The organism is Sphingobacterium paucimobilis HER1398 (genome assembly GCF_000416985.1).
GTDB lineage: Bacteria > Bacteroidota > Bacteroidia > Sphingobacteriales > Sphingobacteriaceae > Sphingobacterium > Sphingobacterium paucimobilis.
The window spans coordinates 187,509-203,317 of record NZ_ATDL01000015.1 but is presented as its reverse complement, the minus strand read 5'-3'; the positions used below and the strand labels follow the sequence as shown (position 1 = coordinate 203,317).

Sequence of the window (15,809 nt, the reverse complement as noted above, 5' to 3'; positions counted from 1 at the left end):
TACACATTGTTTCACTTTGTGTAAATTCATAAATTTGAAATGAGTTAAGGGTTAATTTTTTACATTTTGTCGCATGAAATGTTTATTGGCCTTTTTTGGGCTAGTAGTGTTGACGCACTGCTAGCTTTTTACAAACAGATCAGTTATTTATTTTTACTTGAATTTAGGATATGCTCTGATGGTATTGTTTTCTAATTTAAAGGTCGATCGTCCTGTTATTTCCAGCATGTTTAGTACCTCTGATAGCTTGACATCTTTGCTGATGTAACCGTTGAATCGTTGCAGAGGTAGGCTCGCATAGTCTACATCTACTTTATACCATCGGGACAGACTCAACATGATATCTTCCAGTAGATCGTCATTAAAGATAAAAAGCCCTTCTTTCCAGGCAACATTTTTTTCCGTGTTAGCAGCCGATTTGATCAGTCCTACCGGATTCAGTTCAGCTTGTTCGTTGGCACTTAAAACGACTTTTTCGCCATAGTGTTTGCCCGATAGCGTGTTGACAATTTCCACGGAGCCCTCTACCAATGTCGTTTTGCTCGATTCCTGATTTGGATATGATTTTACATTGAATTTGGTGCCCAGTACATTGATCTGTTGATCTTTGGTATATACACTGAAGCGATGCTCAGGATCCTTAGATACGGCAAAGAACGCTTCGCCAGACAACGATACTTCACGTGCAGCACCAGGTTGGAAATGGGACGGAAAGGTCAATTTGGAACCTGAGTTGAGCCATACAGTCGTTCCATCGGAAAGCACGATTTGGTAGTTGCCACCAATGGGTGCTTCTATACTGTTCAAGTCATCTTGCAGGATATAGCGGTATGGTACAGAGAGTGTCGATAGCGGATCCACACTGTTGTACATGCGCAGCCCATCGTTATAACGTATTTCAGATCCCACAAAGGAGATCCCTTTGTGGGTGGTAGAAAGTTGGATCGCCTGTCCATTAGCCAATGTCAGGCGAGCTTCCTGTTGCCCCGGTAGGGCATCCTGTGCCAGTTCAGCAGATATGGGCTTGTTGTTTCTGAAGTATAGGAGCGAGAACAGCCCGACAACGAGAAGCGAGGCCGCTGCCGTAAAAGGCCACCAACGGGTCCGTTTTATAGTAGACTTCTGTATTCTGTCCCAGACTTCATCCATCGACGATTGGATCGCCAGCAGATTAGGATGCCGATCAGTGGTTGGCAGTTGATTGTACCAGCTTTCGACCAGTGCTCTCTCTTCAGGGCTACAGGTGCCATTTTTGTATCTTTCAGCTAATATCTTAGCCTTGCTTTCCTCCATAAGTTTAGCATTATGACGTTGGTTTTTAGGCGTCGTTATGTATTAAGTCAGATAAGTAGGGGGGAGGGGGTATAAAAAAATAAAATAAATCAGCTGACCAGTAAAAATAGATATGCGGATAGAGGTAGTTTCTTGCGCAAGATGCGTAATGCATTTTTTATCTGTGTGCGTACAGTCTGATCAGAGATGGACAGTGTAGAAGCTATCTCTTTATGCGAGAGATGTTCGACGCGGCTTAGGATGAAAATCTTGCGCATAGCAGGAGGGAGGGCATTGATCTCTGCTTCGATGATCCGGTTCAGCTCATTGTGCCTGACTAAAAAATCACTTTGGATGGGGTCATGTCGGTCGATATAGCCTTGTAGCGAGTTCAGGTACTTGTCGGCCGTTTTTTGCTGCAGGATGTGATTAGTGATCTTGTAACGGACAGCAGCGTACAAATAGGCCGACAGCGAGTAGTTGATGGTCGATTGGTCCCTGTTCTTCCAAAAGGACACAAAAACATCTTGTAGCAGATCTTTAATGGTTTCATCATCGTCGATCTTTTTAAAAGCATGGACGTGCAGTACGGGATAATAACGTTGATAGATCTCTTTGAAGGCACGTTCGTCGTTATCCTTGACCAATGCAACGAGTTCTATATCATTGTAAACCTTATAATTCCTATCAGCCATTTCAGTTTCCCCATGTGCAGTACATGGAAGACTGCAAATTTAGGAATTTATTCCATGTTTTCTTTCTGGAGTACCAAGATACCACCACTGCACAGAAAACTCTCCGAAGCGGGAAGCTTCAGGAAGTTTTTCTTCTCCTTATCCATCAGGACAGAGATGGATAAGGAGAAGAGTTCCAGTATACAGGAGATGATCTCATCTTCTGATTAGTTCGCCTTGATCTCCGTTTTGAATTTTCCATTGGCTATTGGCACGACCTTCAACGTGTTAAGTCCTTCCACACTTACGAAAGCGCCAGAAAATGAGCCTTCCACTGACGAGTTGTTTATTCTGGTGATTTCCAGGTTCAAGGCATCTTCAGGGGCATGCGTGCCTCCTGTGGCTGTCACGTTGAGTTGTTGATTATCCTTTGTCACAGCGTATATCCCCAGCATATTAGGCCCCGAAGTATCCAAGGAATATCGACCATTGGATACACGTGTGTTTTCTGACATAACCGTTATGGTAAGCCATTCCATACTCCCGTTAGAGCCTGTTATTTCCAGAAAGTTGCCGCCGTCCACCCAACGAGCATTCACCGCCGAAAATTGCTTTTCAATACCATCGATTTTTACCGACATGTACATCGTATCTACCGTCCCCGTAGCTTCATCTTTTTTACATCCCGAAAAAAGCAGCGCAAATAAGGACAAGGCCAATATCATCTTCTTAGTCATACTTTTTGATTGTTGATTTTTTATCAAAAATACAATAACTGTGCCGTTAGCATTAGCCATGTAACTCCTTAAAATAGATCGCCCCATCTATTTATAATATTCCGTACAATTGACCTTTTGTTTTCGCTGTGCGAATAAAGGGCGGTCATTTTTCTTATAAGGGTATAAGCATGGCTTGTTGTCATAGAATAAACGACAATCAATCTCATGAAGAAAAGTCTACTGTTAATTTATACCGTATTGGTCTATGTCAGTGCATTGGCACAAGTTCAATTGGAATGGAAAAGCGAATACCTTGGAAAATCAGGTTATCGCCTTATGGAAGGGGAGAAGAGTCAACCTGTAGGAGACAGCAAAGGTTCTGCTAGTGTGCATCAAGCTACGGTAAATATTCCTTTGTTCATGAGGCTGGATGAGCGTCAACGGCCGACCCTATGGTCCATAGGCGCCCAGGGGGTCTATTCCAATCTGGATAATCAAAACTTTACCGAGCCCTTGGTTATAGATGAAATATTAAATGTAGGCATCAGTCTAAATCATATGCGCCCCATTTCTCCACGCTGGTCCATGTTGGCTACCGTTGGCGCTGGGGTCTATATGCCGAGCTCCAAGCTTTCCCTATTGAATCGTAAAAATCTCCTGGGTATGGCAGGTGGGGTCTTTATCTATCACCTCAGGCCTAATCTGGATTTAGGAGCAGGATTGGCACTTAACAATTCTTTTGGCGCACCGATGGTGCTTCCTGCCGTTTATCTCAACTGGCGAACAGGTGGAAGTTTTAAAGTGAATATCGCCCTGATGGATGGATTGGATATGTCAGTCAAGTATGACGCACATAAAAATATTTCCCTGAGCGTCGTAGGCGAAATGAATGGGCAGATGGCCTTGCTGGAGCAGGATGGAAAGGATAAAATATTTTCACATCTGTATATCGTCACAGGCTTGCGCCCAGAGATCAAGCTCGGTAAGAACTTGTCCATTCCCATTACTGTAGGCATCAACGCGTTTCGCCCTGCGGAAATGACGGATAGAAGTATAAAAAGCATGTTTGTCAATAAAGGATATTATTTCCAGACCTCGCCTTATGCCTCGGCAGGCTTCAAGCTTAAAATTTAATGTTCTTCGTTTGGAATATTTTAAAAAAAATCCCTAGAGCGGGGAGCTTCAGGGATTCTTAACTAACCAATTATTAACCTAAATTATGAATACTGATACAGTTACAATTCTTATGCCAATAGTGTTCACTGTCATGATGTTAACAAAAAGGTTACAGTAATTTGGTTTTATTCCTTAGTTTTGAGAAAAATAAACCCAATCGATTACGGCGTGGACTTTTTCTCAGCAGACATAAAAAACCTATTGTCACGTTTACAAGATAGAGACGAAGAAGCTTTCAATGAAGTTTTCTTGGTACTTTATCCCCGCCTGTGCCTTTTTGCTGAAAAATTTGTCCAAGACATCGGCGATGCAGAGGACATCGTAGAAGATGTCTTTATGAAACTGTGGAATCGACCCGTATTATTCAATGATGACGAGCATCTCAAAGCCTCATTATATCGATCTATTCGCAATTCCTGTATAAATTTCCTCAAAGTAAACAAGCGTCGATTAGAACGTGACAGTTTCTTTTTAGAAGAGCAGGGCGAGTACAGTGAAGAGACGTATCTGTCTGAAGTCACTCGATCCGAGCTTTTGGCTGAGCTTTACAATGCGATCTCCGAACTCCCTCCACAAGCACAGAAAGTCATTATCAAGACTTATATTGAGGGCGGCTCGAATCAGGAAGTTGCAGACGCACTGTCGCTCTCCATCAATACCGTCAAAAATCATAAGCAGCATGGCTTAGCCCTGTTGCGTTCCAAGTTATCCGACAACAGCTATTTCCTGCTTTTTATCCTTAATTCCCTGCATTTTATCGATCGATTAAAATAAAATTTGCATCCGACTAGTTCTTTTAGTGTTTGGCGTTGTTGTATATATAGATAAACCCAAAGTAGCTTAGATAACCATGGATCACAAAAACGAAATTCACGCCATACGGATCGGGCGCCTTCTTCTACGAAAGAAGATGCAAGGCAATCTAAGCGACTCCGAGCAGGCGGCCCTTGATCAATGGTGTCAATCCAGTCCACATTATCAGCGACTATATGATGAGCAGTTTGATCCTACCGCCTCGAATCACGAGCTGCAGACGATTTTACGATACGATGCGACAAAGGCACTTGATCAGTTCCACAAAAAACGGACACATCAACAGCCTGTCAGAAGAATTTCCAAAGCCGTTATCAGATGGGCCGCCGCAGCCATCCTGCTGATAACAAGTAGCGTAGGGATATACCTGTACAATCGCTATACACTGCACCAACAGAAAGACACTATGGCATTAGAAGCAGATGTCAGTGCAGGTACTGACCAAGCTGTCTTAACCCTGGCGGACGGTACCATTGTAGACCTCAGCGAAGAACAGGCAGGCATCGTGATCGGGGAGAAAGGAATAAGCTACGTTAATGGAAGTGCTATCGGCGACAGCCATCTGAAAAATCAAAAAGAACAAATATTAAGTCTTCGCACTCCACGTGGGGGGCAGTATCAGATTCAACTGTCCGATGGCACCAAGGTATGGCTTAATGCCGGATCCGAATTAAAATATCCATTACAGTTTACCGGGGATATCCGTCAAGTGGAACTTTCCGGCGAAGCTTACTTTGAGGTAGCACATCAGTATAAAAATACAAAGGCAGGAGCACAGCGCATACCCTTTACAGTGTTGTCAGACCGTCAGGTCATTCAGGTCTTAGGAACTTCGTTCAATGTATCCGCCTATGTAGGATCACCCACAAAAACGACACTTTTAGAAGGCAGTGTATCCATATCGGCATCCAACAACCAGCGCAGATATCTGTTAAAGCCTCTTCAGCAATTGACCATTGATGGCGATGATGTAACACTGAAAAATATAGAAAGCAATAATTCCACGTTATGGAAGGACGGTGTTTTCAATCTTTCTGGTGTAGCGCTTCAAGAGTTAATGGAGCAAGTCTCGAGATGGTACAATGTAGATGTAAGCTATCGTTCTCCCGAGCTCAGACAACTTAACTTCGAAGGTACCGTACCGCGTTACGAAACCCTGAAATCTCTTCTCGCTATTATTGAGAAAGCAGGAGATGTATCATTCGAATTAAAAGACAATACCGTGATCGTAAAAAAGAAACCCAATAAACCGACTGCCTATGGAATAAAACAGAAATAGAAAAGACAGTCTGATCGGCAAGAATCAGGAGCGTTTGCCGCGCCCCTGATAAAAACAGTTAATCAGACTTTAAAACACGCTTGTAGAACACATTTTTTTACCTAACTAACCAAAACAAATGTATAAAATTAATACTAAAGATGTACATGGGTGGCGACGCCCAAACCTTAGTTTTATTATGAAAATTACCTTAACGGCTTTTATCTGCACCTTGTTTTGCTTGCATATCAGTGCGACGACCAGTGCACAGATGGTCACCCTCAAGCACCCTAGGATTACCTTAAAAAAGGCTTTTGGCGAGATAAGCAAACAGACGGGTTATCATTTTATATGGTCCGCTCAGCAGGTCAAAAGCAATACCACCGTAGCCGTTGATATTCAGAAAAAGCCTTTAGAGTCTGCCGTGAAAACTATCCTTGCGGATCTGGATCTGAACTACGAAGTAGACGGTAAGGTCATCGTGATCACCGAGTCGAGGGGGCTATCGGAGGTACAGCACAAAGAGCAGGACGGTATCACCGTACGCGGTCGTATCATAGACAGTTTAAAAAGACCCCTGGCATCTGTCACGGTAAAGGTCCTTGCTGATGGGCAGCAGGTTCTAAAGAAGACCAGCACAGATAATAATGGACACTTTCAGATCAATCAAGTCACTGACGGGGCTACTATAGAGTTTTCCCTGTTAGGCTACTACCCACTTCGCGTTCGGGCATCCGCCAATTTGGGCGATCTTCAGATGAAAATTCTATCTGAGAACCTCGAAGAACTGGTCGTCATGGGTTATGTTTCCAAAGCAGCTTCCGAGGTTACCGGTTCTGTACAGACCGTCAGTGGCGACGAACTGCGCAGCAGTGTTACCTCTCCCAATGCCCTGTCTATGCTCAAAGGCAAGACCACAGGTTTGTACATTACGGAGACCTCAGGAGAGTCCGGAGCAAAAGGACAGGTCGTCGAGCGCGGACAGTCCTCTATGTCTACCCCCACCAACAGCTACTTTGGTCCCCTCATCGTTGTCGATGGTGTCATCACCAACTATACGGCGATACAGGATGCGGCCAATCCTGCCGATATTGAGAATGTGACCATTTTAAAGGACGCCGCTTCTACAGCCATTTATGGTTCCAGAGCAGCGCAGGGTGTTATTGTCATTACGACCAAGCGCGGACAGGCAGGCCGCAGTTCCATCGAACTGCATGCACAGTACGGATCTATCCAGCCTAAGCGCGATCTGCGGTTTATGAATACCACAGAACTGATTGATTTTATGGACAAGCAGATGCACCGGTATTGGGAACAGACACCGTCTATCCGTGTCACCTTTCCCGATGTTGCAGATTTCATCCGTGAAAGGAGAGTCTATACCGATGAAGACAGAAACCACAATTTTAATTGGGAAGACGCTATTTACAGTAATGGCAATCTCCATAATACCGAGTTGAGTATACGCCACGGCAGTGACAAGACCAAGATCTACGCTGGGGTCGGTTGGTTCAAAGAAAACGGTGCACTGTACGACAATTCATTCGACCGCAAAAGCGTACGTATCAATATCGACCACCAGGTTTCAGACAAGTTCCATACGAGCATAAGTGTCAATTCCATCAGCGACATGACATCAAGGAGAAATGGAATTCCCGAGTTGTATGCGATCCAACCCTTTATGTCGCCCTATGACAACAATGGAAACCTATTGGACAGTCTACCGGTTAGACAGTCCAATAACTATGGGCCAGCCTTTACGACCTGGACCCAAAACTTTCTCGCCGAATCCAAGTATGACAATACCCGTCTTACCAAAGTCCAGAATCACCTGGGTACCATTCGGCTGCGTTACGACATTCTCAAAGATTTAAGTATCCAATCGTCCAATTCGATCAATTATATGGGGACCAATATCAATTCCTATTTTGATCCCCGATCATACTCGGGCAAGTATGGAGGCTATCCCTATCTTTTTACAGCGAATAGCAAAGTGTTACCCAATGGTACATTAGACATTACGGATACCCGGTTTTTAGATTACCTGACCTCCAATACGTTGAGCTATCGGAAGCGGTTCGACAAGCATCACATTGCAGCACTCGTCGGGCAGGAGTGGGGCAAGCGTACCACAGAGACCTCTATTATCAATATGAACACCCTTTTGCCGGGGGAACGTAATGCCGGTGCAGCGAAAAAATTCGGCGATGCCGTCAGCGTAGCCTATCAAGACCCCTATAGCCCCCGAGGGAACTATCAGGAGCGTGCTACATTTTCAGTATTTGGACAGGCCGATTATAACTACGCTCAAAAATACCTAGCATCTGCTGCTGTACGGACCGATGCCACCACCAATTTTGGACGGGACAATCGCTACGGCACATTTTATTCCTTCAGTGCTGGCTGGATGCTATCTTCCGAAGACTTCCTCAAAGACGTAAAAGCCATTAATTCCCTTAAGCTGCGTGCCTCCTACGGAACCTCGGGACGGGATTTGGGAGACGGATACCTCAATACCACCTTCTATACTGAAAACCTCCGTTACGAAAAATTGGACAATCTCGGCGCACAGATTACGCAGTTGGAGAACCCAACTATTTCATGGGAGACACTCTATAATACCAATCTGGGCGTAGATCTTTCCTTGATCAAAAGAATTGGGATAGGCCTTGATGTATACCACAAGCGCAGCGACGGATTATTGCAGGTCGTTACTTTACCTTCAGCTCAGGGATCTCTTTCACAGTATCAGAATATCGGACAGACTGTCAACAAAGGACTGGAGCTGATGGTCAATGCACACGTCGTCAAATCCAAGGATTTCAACTGGCATAGCAGCATCAATATCAGTTTCAACAAGAACCAGATCACCAGATTGTACCAAGACTCTTTGATGGACAGTTATTCCCGTTCTTTCTACCGCAAGATAGGCGAAGATATCAACGTCATCAAGGCGGTAGAGTTTGCTGGTATTAATCCCGATAATGGCAATATACAGCATTATAATTTTGACGCCAATGGCAATAAAGTCATCGTACAGGGGATAGGTACCACCAGTGATCTCCGCAATTGGCAGACCGTAGGTTCCGGTACCCCCAAGTTCTTTGGGGGTTTCAACAATACCTTTCAGTACAAAGCCTTCACCCTCAGTGCTGACTGGTGGTTTCAGTATGGCAACTATTTGATGATGAATCTTATCAATAATTTTCAATCACCTAGTGCTCCTCGTCTGGGACGTAACAATGTCGCTTTCGGAGACAATCAGCACGTATGGTCCGGCCCTGGAGATACCGAGGCCAATTATCCAGATGTCTTCAGCACGGATCCCAATGCTTGGTCAGCCATGACCTACCGTTCCTCGCGCTTATATGGCAATGGCAGCCACGCTCGTCTTCGTAACGTGCGTTTTACCTACGCACTGCCCAAGCATTTTCTCAATACCATCAAGATATCCAATGCGAGCATCTATGTCAGCGGCGACAATCTAGTGGTGATCAAGCACAAGGATTTTGTAGGAGCCGATCCAGAAGGCGCTGCACTCGGAGGGTCTACCTACGGTGGTGTCGGTACAGGATTTGCCAATCCGAGACGCTTTTTAATGGGGATTCAAGTATCATTTTAAACTGTACAATTATGAAAATAAATCCATATATACACTATCCATCAGTTTACTTATTTACAGTGATAGTGCTGTTTTGTACCAGTTGTAACAAGCAGCTGGATGAGCTTAGACCGCACAATGTCATTTTCGAAGAGAGCCAGTTTGACAGTCCTCAGGGCTATACCAAAGCCGTGACTGGCACCTATGCACTTATATCCGGAGCAGCCAGTCCCACTTCATTTTCGTACAATGATATGATCATCTTTTTTGGCGAGGCCAAGGGCAATACAATCAAATCATTAGATGCGGAGATCAATAAAAAGACAGACGTGTTCGACTACGTCAACTCGGGCAACAAAGATCTTTCGTACACCTATGACTATTGGAGAGCCAGCTATTCCTGTATCTTGCATATCAACAAGATTTTGAAACATGTTTCCGACAGCGAGACCAATCCCGTGATCTTACAGGCCAAGGCTGATGCGCTTTTTCTGCGCGCCTACGTCTACTTTAATCTGGTTCGTTTATATGGCAAGCCCTATTACCAGAATCCCAATGAATCTTTGGGTGTCATGTTGATCTTAAAAGACAATAACGGGCCAGGCTTTGCTCCCGCGCGGGCTACCCTCGCGCAGGTATATCAGCAGATTATTGCTGATTTAGAAGCCGCAGCGCCCTTGTTCACAGCCAAGCGGACGAGCAGTTATGGCAGCAAGTATGGCGCGTATGCATTCCTTTCGCGCGTCTATTTGTACATGGGAGGCAGTCTGGCCAGTCCCGTAGATGAGTACAATCAAAAGGCGGCAGAATATGCGACCAAAGTCATTGATGAAGGAGGTTATAAATTGTTAGAAGGTACCGAGTACACCGAGTATTACAAGACCAATAATGTACATAACAAGGAAGATATCTTTGCAGTCAATACCGATTACAAGCAAGGATTGATCAGTAATTTTTTTGCGATGCCTTCACAGATCAATTATTCCGGAGGCCTGTACCGACCGTCACCTTACTTGCTCGCATTGATGGAACCTGCCGATCTGCGTAATCATTTTTACATTACCAATGTGACCCCAGGTTATCCAGCTGATAATAGAGCCGTTTCCAAGTACATGATCAATTACGTCTCTCTCTATTCGATCTCTCCTTTACGCTACCTGCGGTTGGCCGAGATGTACCTCAATAGGGCAGAAGCCTATTCCAAGCTCAGGCGAGATGGCGACGCACTCATCGATGTCAATATCATCAGACAGCGTGCAGGGCTCTTGCCACTTTCCGGTTTACAGTCCACAGCCTTACAGGAAGAGATATTGAAGCAGCGTAAGCTGGAGCTAGCCTTCGAAGGGCATGCCAGTTTCGACGAGTTTAGAAACGGTATCCCTATGGTCCGCAACTATACATCAGGCAGTTCGGGAGCGATGACCGTACAGCCCACCGACAGGAAGGTCATCCTGCAGATCCCAGAAGAAGAGATTATCGAAAACAACAATTTGAAACCGAATTAAAAAACAAATGCCATTTAAAACGAGATACATGAAAACTTACCTGTTATCCATAAGCTTACTATCGGCCGGTCTTAGCCTGCATGCTCAACAGAACTTCCAGCTCAAGGGAGAAATCAAAAATGTGGACAAGCCTTACGTCTATTTAAGCTATAATAATGACGGAGCACGCATCACGGACAGTGCCCGTATTCAGAACAACAAGTTTACACTGAAAGGAAAAGTAGGAGAGCCCGTAATGGCTACCCTGTATTTAGATCCTGACATTCGTAGCTTTGATGACCCCAATCTCCTTAGTTTCTATCTCGAGCCTAAGAATATGTCCATAGGGCTCGAAAGCGGCAAGTTCAAAGAAGCTGTGGTCAAAGGTTCCAAAACACAGGACGAATGGAGCAGCCTGGACAGATCGAAGCAGCCGATACAACAGGAGATGGAAGCCGTTTTGCAGGAGTATGACAAGCGCCATAAAGCCTATACAGAGGCTGCTAAAGAGTTACAGGCGCTGGAGCTCAAGGTGAAAAAAATGAAGGAAGATACCTATGCGTATCGAGACAATTTCGAGCCCTTCAATGCCCGCAAAAAGGCATTGGACCTGGCTTTCATCAAGGCCAATCCCGACTCCTATGTCAGCGCCTACCTATTGCGTTTTATGGTAGCCGGTTCCAAGCTTGATCAATTGGAGGCATTGTACGGAGGGCTTTCAGATCGGGTTCAGAACAGCAGTTACGGTCTGGAGATCAGCAAAGAAATCGAAGAGTTCAAAAGCGGTTCTCCGGGCAGCAAAGCCTATGAATTTCGTTCTACAGATATCAATGGCAAGCCATTGGCACTGACCGATTTTCGTGGACAGTACGTACTGTTGGATTTTTGGGCCAGTTGGTGCGTGCCCTGTCGCAAAGGCAATCCGCATCTGATTTCACTGTATAACAAGTATAAGGCCGATGGATTCGAGATCATTGGAGTAGCCGACGACGATCGTAATCACGAGGCATGGCACAAAGCCGTAGAGCAGGACGGCATCGAGATATGGAAGCATGTGCTGCGCGGTCTTAAATACGAGAACGGCGAGTTTGATCGCAGCAATGCTATTTCGGACCACTTTGGTACGAGCACATTGCCGACCAAGATTCTGGTCAATCCCGAAGGCGTGATCATCGGACGGTACGCTGCTGATGCCGATACCGACGCCGATCTGGATAAAAAACTCATAGAGATATTCGGCAAATAGATTAATCGCACTATCTCTCACAGTACCTACAAAAATCCCTGGAAACGAGAGCTTCAGGGATTTTTAATTAACCAATTATTAATATAAATTATGAATACTGTTATAACGGCAATTCCCATGCCTATACTGTACATGTTTTATCAGTTAAAACACGGTATGGCCAAATATTCTATATTTAATTATCCCCTATAGGGTATAATTATAGTTTTTTTTATTTTTTTATACCCAATGTGGTATAGTTTTATTTATTTTATGTATATTTATATCAGAAAGGGTATAGATATGGATTCGATAAGACTATTTGTAAAGCGAAAGCGTAAAGAATTAAAGCTGACTCAGGAAGATTTAGCTTTGAATGCAGGTGTTGGATTACGTTTTGTTCGAGACCTGGAACAAGGTAAGACAACGCTTCGATTAGATAAAGTAAATGATGTTCTAGGTTTATTTGGGAAAGAAGTCGGTGTTATTGATACAACTAGAGAATAATGGCACGGCAAGCAAAAATATATTTTCGAGATCAGCTTGCGGGCTATCTTTTTGAAGTTGACAGTGGGTATACTTTTCGGTATGTCAAAGAATATCTGGACGCTCAGAATCCACAATCTATCAGCTTAACGCTGCCACTATCAGAGAATAGCTATCATAGCAATGTGCTGTTCCCTTTTTTTGATGGCTTGATTCCAGAAGGATGGTTATTGGAAATAGGCGAGAAGCATTGGAAGCTCAATCCACGTGATCGATTTGAATTATTAATCAATTTATGTAGAGATACAATTGGTGCCGTTTCTGTATATCCGATGGAGGCGGAGGATCGTGACTAAGTGTTTGTTTTGCTACCGCCCTGTTGAAACAGAGGAATATCATCCTGCATGTTTGAGAAAGTTCTTTGGAACAACCCAAGTCCCTTTGTTGGAATTAGATCAAGAGAAGTTAAACAAACTGGCCCAGATTACCGTACACGAACGACTAGCTTTAACAGGTGTACAGCCAAAAATATCATTAAGCTTACATGGCAATAAAGGAAATAAGCGATTAACATTGGTTGGCTTATGGGGGGACTATATTTTGAAGCCTCAATCTAGGGAATTTGCATTTATGCCAGAAGTGGAAGATCTAACGATGCATTTAGCCGCACTGTTTAAGATTAGAACTGCCGAGCATATGTTGATTCGGACATCCACCGGAAACCTGGCTTACATTACTAAACGATTTGACCGCTTAAATGGGAAAAAAATCCACGTAGAGGATTTGTGTCAACTTTCAGAATTGCTCACGGAACAGAAATACAAGAGCTCCTATGAGCGAGTAGGTAAGATCATCAAGAGGTACGCAACCCATTCAGGTTTAGATGTGATTACCTATTTTAGGTTAGTGCTGTTTTCCTTTTTAACGGGCAATAATGATATGCATCTAAAAAACTTTTCCTTAATGCATAAGGATAAGGGGATCTTTTTTTCACCAGCCTATGATCTCTTGAACGTTAACCTAATCTATCCAGCAGACAAAGAAGATTTGGCGTTGACTTTAGGAGGTCGTAAGCGAAAGATAAAGCGTTCAGATTTTGACCAGTTTGCATTTAGTTTAGGGATTACTACCATTGTCCGTGACAATATCTACAAAGATTTTTCAAAACAATCAGAAAAAGTGAGCGAGTGGATAAGTATGAGTTTTTTGACAAATGCATATAAGGAGGAATATGTTCAGATTTTTATTAAAAAAATGAAACAGATAGGATTGTTATAACTGAACTTGTTTTTCCCAGCTTTAACAAGTGCGTTGCATGCTATTTCGTTTTAATGTCAGCTACTTAAAAAAATAGAGTTTTAATTGCTAATTTTGTGAGAGTTGAATAACATGCAACATAACAACTATATTACGCTGAGTAATATCGAATTACAAAAACGAATTCAAAGCAAAGATGAAAAAGCTTTCCGCGAGCTTTATGATCGCTATTGGGATAAGATTTTTGTGATCTGTCATAATAGGATTCACAACATGGATGTTGCACAAGATATTGTGCAGGATATCTTTATGTCGTTGTGGAACCACAGAGAATTGAGCTCCATCCAAAATATTGAATCCTATCTATATCAGGCCTGTAAATTTGCTGTTATCAAAGAATACCATAAATCCGCCCGTTATGATCTGTTGGATTCCAGCAGTTTTGGTGTATTGGATCGGGTCGAAGACCTTGACCTGGACGAAGTACTGGAAGCCAAATTCCTAAAAGATCTGTTGCAGGCAGAAGTTGATCGTCTTCCCGAAAAGACCAAAATTATATTTAACTACTCTAGGAATGAAAACCTAAACAGCCGTGAGATCGCTGAAAAATTGAATATTTCACCTCGTACGGTTGAGAATCAATTAAGCAAAGCGTTGAAAGTATTGCGAAAGTTTATAAATAATCTTAATTTTTTTGTGATTTTTTAAAAAACAGTCGTGCGTACTTCCCGAGTTGTTGTACATATCTATATACAACAAACCATGACTGTATGCTAAAAGATGAAGAAATAAAAAAAATCTTAGCGAAGATAAATGCTGGGACTGCTACAGAAGACGAAAAATCGTTGTTTCTACAGTGGTATCGGAGTTGGGATGATACACAGACCAACGTAGATGCGCTGGGAGATGTCAATACATTACATCAGTCGATATGGGACAAGATCGAAGGTAAGCGTAAAGTGCGTCGTTGGGACAGCAGACGCTTTGTCCGTATTGCAGCTGCATTCGCCATTGTAGCAGCATCGTCTTTCGCGTTCTTTTATTACAGCAGCACCAATGACAAACCATTAGAGCTATCAAGCGCTGTGAAACTCGGGGGCGACGCATTTGATCATGTAACCATCAATACATCAGTCGCCGATTTCCTGGATACCTCCAAATACGTCAATTTAAAGGAATTGGATAATGGGGACAAAATAGGCGATATATCTACGGGCGAGGCTCAGTTTATTAAAATTCAGCTACCTGATGGCTCCAAGGTCTCTTTAAATGCCGGTACGAAAATACACCTTGCGGACGATTTTAGAACAGGTCAGAATCGGGTTGTCTACCTCGAAGGAGAAGCCTTTTTCGACGTGAGCAAGATTGCAGGACGCAACTTTATTGTCGCATCCAAGGGGCAGAGAGTCGAGGTTCTGGGTACCAAGTTCAATATTAAAGCTTATCCGAATCAAAAACAGATAGTCACCTCATTGATCGAGGGCAGTATACGTTTACAGAGTGGCGATGCTGCAGAGGTCTTAAAACCTAATGATATAGCGTACAATACGGCCGGAAATATTGCTGTCAAGTCCGAAGAAGTCATTCCTAATATAGGTTGGCGTCAACTCAATTTTGAGTTTGACAACGAGCAGGTCGAAGAGGTATTACAGCAACTGGGACGGTGGTATGGCCTTAAAATAGTGTTCAAAAACCGAATTCCGGATTTGATGATTTCCGGAAAGATCCCTCGTGGTACCGAGCTCAAAGATTTACAATTGATCTTAGGAAATCTAACCCAAGCCCAGTATCAGTTAAAGGATAACGTGATGCAGGTCAAATTCAATAATAATTAACTTCCAATA

15 protein-coding genes are annotated in these 15,809 nt (G+C 43.5%); 12 read left to right on the top strand and 3 right to left on the bottom strand.

Annotated elements, in window-relative coordinates:
* Positions 1 to 153 precede the first annotated feature (153 nt).
* Both M472_RS33815 and M472_RS33810 read right to left on the bottom strand, forming a co-directional pair.
* Positions 154 to 1,293, bottom strand: coding sequence for a FecR family protein (locus M472_RS33815; RefSeq protein ID WP_021070347.1), 1,140 nt, complete (start codon positions 1,291 to 1,293; stop codon positions 154 to 156).
* Between the two features lie 89 nt (positions 1,294 to 1,382).
* On the bottom strand, positions 1,383 to 1,967 hold the full coding sequence (locus M472_RS33810) for an RNA polymerase sigma-70 factor (RefSeq protein ID WP_021070346.1): 585 nt from the start codon (positions 1,965 to 1,967) through the stop codon (positions 1,383 to 1,385).
* 54 nt (positions 1,968 to 2,021) lie between these two features.
* On the opposite strand from M472_RS33810, the gene M472_RS45450 reads away from it, so the two are divergent.
* Positions 2,022 to 2,177, top strand: a complete 156-nt coding sequence (locus M472_RS45450) for a hypothetical protein (protein WP_021070345.1) — start codon at positions 2,022 to 2,024, stop codon at positions 2,175 to 2,177.
* Here M472_RS45450 and M472_RS33805 read toward each other — a convergent pair.
* A complete protein-coding gene (locus tag M472_RS33805; protein ID WP_144062704.1) occupies positions 2,174 to 2,683 on the bottom strand; it encodes a hypothetical protein in 510 nt (169 codons plus the stop codon). The two genes, M472_RS45450 and M472_RS33805, sit on opposite strands and share 4 nt — an antisense overlap.
* Positions 2,684 to 2,890: 207 nt before the next feature.
* On the opposite strand from M472_RS33805, the gene M472_RS33800 reads away from it, so the two are divergent.
* The 11 genes from M472_RS33800 (at position 2,891) to M472_RS33765 (ending at position 15,800) form a co-directional block, all read left to right on the top strand.
* The gene (locus tag M472_RS33800; protein ID WP_021070343.1) at positions 2,891 to 3,799 is read left to right on the top strand and encodes a DUF6268 family outer membrane beta-barrel protein; all 909 of its coding nucleotides are present in this window, start codon (positions 2,891 to 2,893) and stop codon (positions 3,797 to 3,799) included.
* A gap of 180 nt (positions 3,800 to 3,979) precedes the next feature.
* Positions 3,980 to 4,615 (top strand): RNA polymerase sigma factor, encoded by a 636-nt coding sequence (locus M472_RS0122720; protein ID WP_021070342.1) that lies wholly within the window; start codon positions 3,980 to 3,982, stop codon positions 4,613 to 4,615.
* Between the two features lie 76 nt (positions 4,616 to 4,691).
* Positions 4,692 to 5,933 carry a FecR family protein gene (locus tag M472_RS0122715; protein ID WP_021070341.1) on the top strand — a complete coding sequence of 414 codons (1,242 nt, stop codon included), beginning with the start codon at positions 4,692 to 4,694 and terminating at the stop codon, positions 5,931 to 5,933.
* A gap of 178 nt (positions 5,934 to 6,111) precedes the next feature.
* A complete protein-coding gene (locus M472_RS33795) occupies positions 6,112 to 9,534 on the top strand; it encodes a SusC/RagA family TonB-linked outer membrane protein (RefSeq protein ID WP_158499903.1) in 3,423 nt (1,140 codons plus the stop codon).
* Positions 9,535 to 9,545: 11 nt separating this feature from the next.
* Positions 9,546 to 11,018 (top strand): RagB/SusD family nutrient uptake outer membrane protein, encoded by a 1,473-nt coding sequence (locus M472_RS33790; RefSeq protein ID WP_021070339.1) that lies wholly within the window; start codon positions 9,546 to 9,548, stop codon positions 11,016 to 11,018.
* Positions 11,019 to 11,046: 28 nt separating this feature from the next.
* On the top strand, positions 11,047 to 12,243 hold the full coding sequence (locus M472_RS33785; RefSeq protein ID WP_021070338.1) for an AhpC/TSA family protein: 1,197 nt from the start codon (positions 11,047 to 11,049) through the stop codon (positions 12,241 to 12,243).
* Positions 12,244 to 12,525: 282 nt separating this feature from the next.
* Complete coding sequence (locus M472_RS0122710; RefSeq protein WP_031301664.1) at positions 12,526 to 12,729, top strand: type II toxin-antitoxin system Y4mF family antitoxin; 204 nt, start codon at positions 12,526 to 12,528, stop codon at positions 12,727 to 12,729.
* On the top strand, positions 12,729 to 13,064 hold the full coding sequence (locus tag M472_RS33780) for a HipA N-terminal domain-containing protein (protein ID WP_021070336.1): 336 nt from the start codon (positions 12,729 to 12,731) through the stop codon (positions 13,062 to 13,064). Before M472_RS0122710 ends, M472_RS33780 begins: the two co-directional genes overlap by 1 nt.
* A gap of 52 nt (positions 13,065 to 13,116) precedes the next feature.
* A complete protein-coding gene (locus tag M472_RS33775; RefSeq protein WP_235049500.1) occupies positions 13,117 to 13,986 on the top strand; it encodes a HipA domain-containing protein in 870 nt (289 codons plus the stop codon).
* 111 nt (positions 13,987 to 14,097) lie between these two features.
* Positions 14,098 to 14,673, top strand: a complete 576-nt coding sequence (locus tag M472_RS33770) for an RNA polymerase sigma-70 factor (protein ID WP_021070334.1) — start codon at positions 14,098 to 14,100, stop codon at positions 14,671 to 14,673.
* 62 nt (positions 14,674 to 14,735) lie between these two features.
* Positions 14,736 to 15,800, top strand: a complete 1,065-nt coding sequence (locus M472_RS33765; RefSeq protein ID WP_021070333.1) for a FecR family protein — start codon at positions 14,736 to 14,738, stop codon at positions 15,798 to 15,800.
* Positions 15,801 to 15,809: the final 9 nt, after the last annotated feature.

What these genes read in the sequence shown, in the direction of transcription:
- M472_RS33815 (WP_021070347.1), bottom strand. Translation starts at nt 1,293, where the DNA reads ATGGAGGAAAGCAAGGCTAAGATATTAGCTGAAAGATACAAAAATGGC.
- M472_RS33810 (WP_021070346.1), bottom strand. Translation starts at nt 1,967, where the DNA reads ATGGCTGATAGGAATTATAAGGTTTACAATGATATAGAACTCGTTGCA.
- M472_RS45450 (WP_021070345.1), top strand. Translation starts at nt 2,022, where the DNA reads ATGTTTTCTTTCTGGAGTACCAAGATACCACCACTGCACAGAAAACTC.
- M472_RS33805 (WP_144062704.1), bottom strand. Translation starts at nt 2,683, where the DNA reads ATGACTAAGAAGATGATATTGGCCTTGTCCTTATTTGCGCTGCTTTTT.
- M472_RS33800 (WP_021070343.1), top strand. Translation starts at nt 2,891, where the DNA reads ATGAAGAAAAGTCTACTGTTAATTTATACCGTATTGGTCTATGTCAGT.
- M472_RS0122715 (WP_021070341.1), top strand. Translation starts at nt 4,692, where the DNA reads ATGGATCACAAAAACGAAATTCACGCCATACGGATCGGGCGCCTTCTT.
- M472_RS33795 (WP_158499903.1), top strand. Translation starts at nt 6,112, where the DNA reads ATGAAAATTACCTTAACGGCTTTTATCTGCACCTTGTTTTGCTTGCAT.
- M472_RS33790 (WP_021070339.1), top strand. Translation starts at nt 9,546, where the DNA reads ATGAAAATAAATCCATATATACACTATCCATCAGTTTACTTATTTACA.
- M472_RS33785 (WP_021070338.1), top strand. Translation starts at nt 11,047, where the DNA reads ATGAAAACTTACCTGTTATCCATAAGCTTACTATCGGCCGGTCTTAGC.
- M472_RS0122710 (WP_031301664.1), top strand. Translation starts at nt 12,526, where the DNA reads ATGGATTCGATAAGACTATTTGTAAAGCGAAAGCGTAAAGAATTAAAG.
- M472_RS33780 (WP_021070336.1), top strand. Translation starts at nt 12,729, where the DNA reads ATGGCACGGCAAGCAAAAATATATTTTCGAGATCAGCTTGCGGGCTAT.
- M472_RS33770 (WP_021070334.1), top strand. Translation starts at nt 14,098, where the DNA reads ATGCAACATAACAACTATATTACGCTGAGTAATATCGAATTACAAAAA.
- M472_RS33765 (WP_021070333.1), top strand. Translation starts at nt 14,736, where the DNA reads ATGCTAAAAGATGAAGAAATAAAAAAAATCTTAGCGAAGATAAATGCT.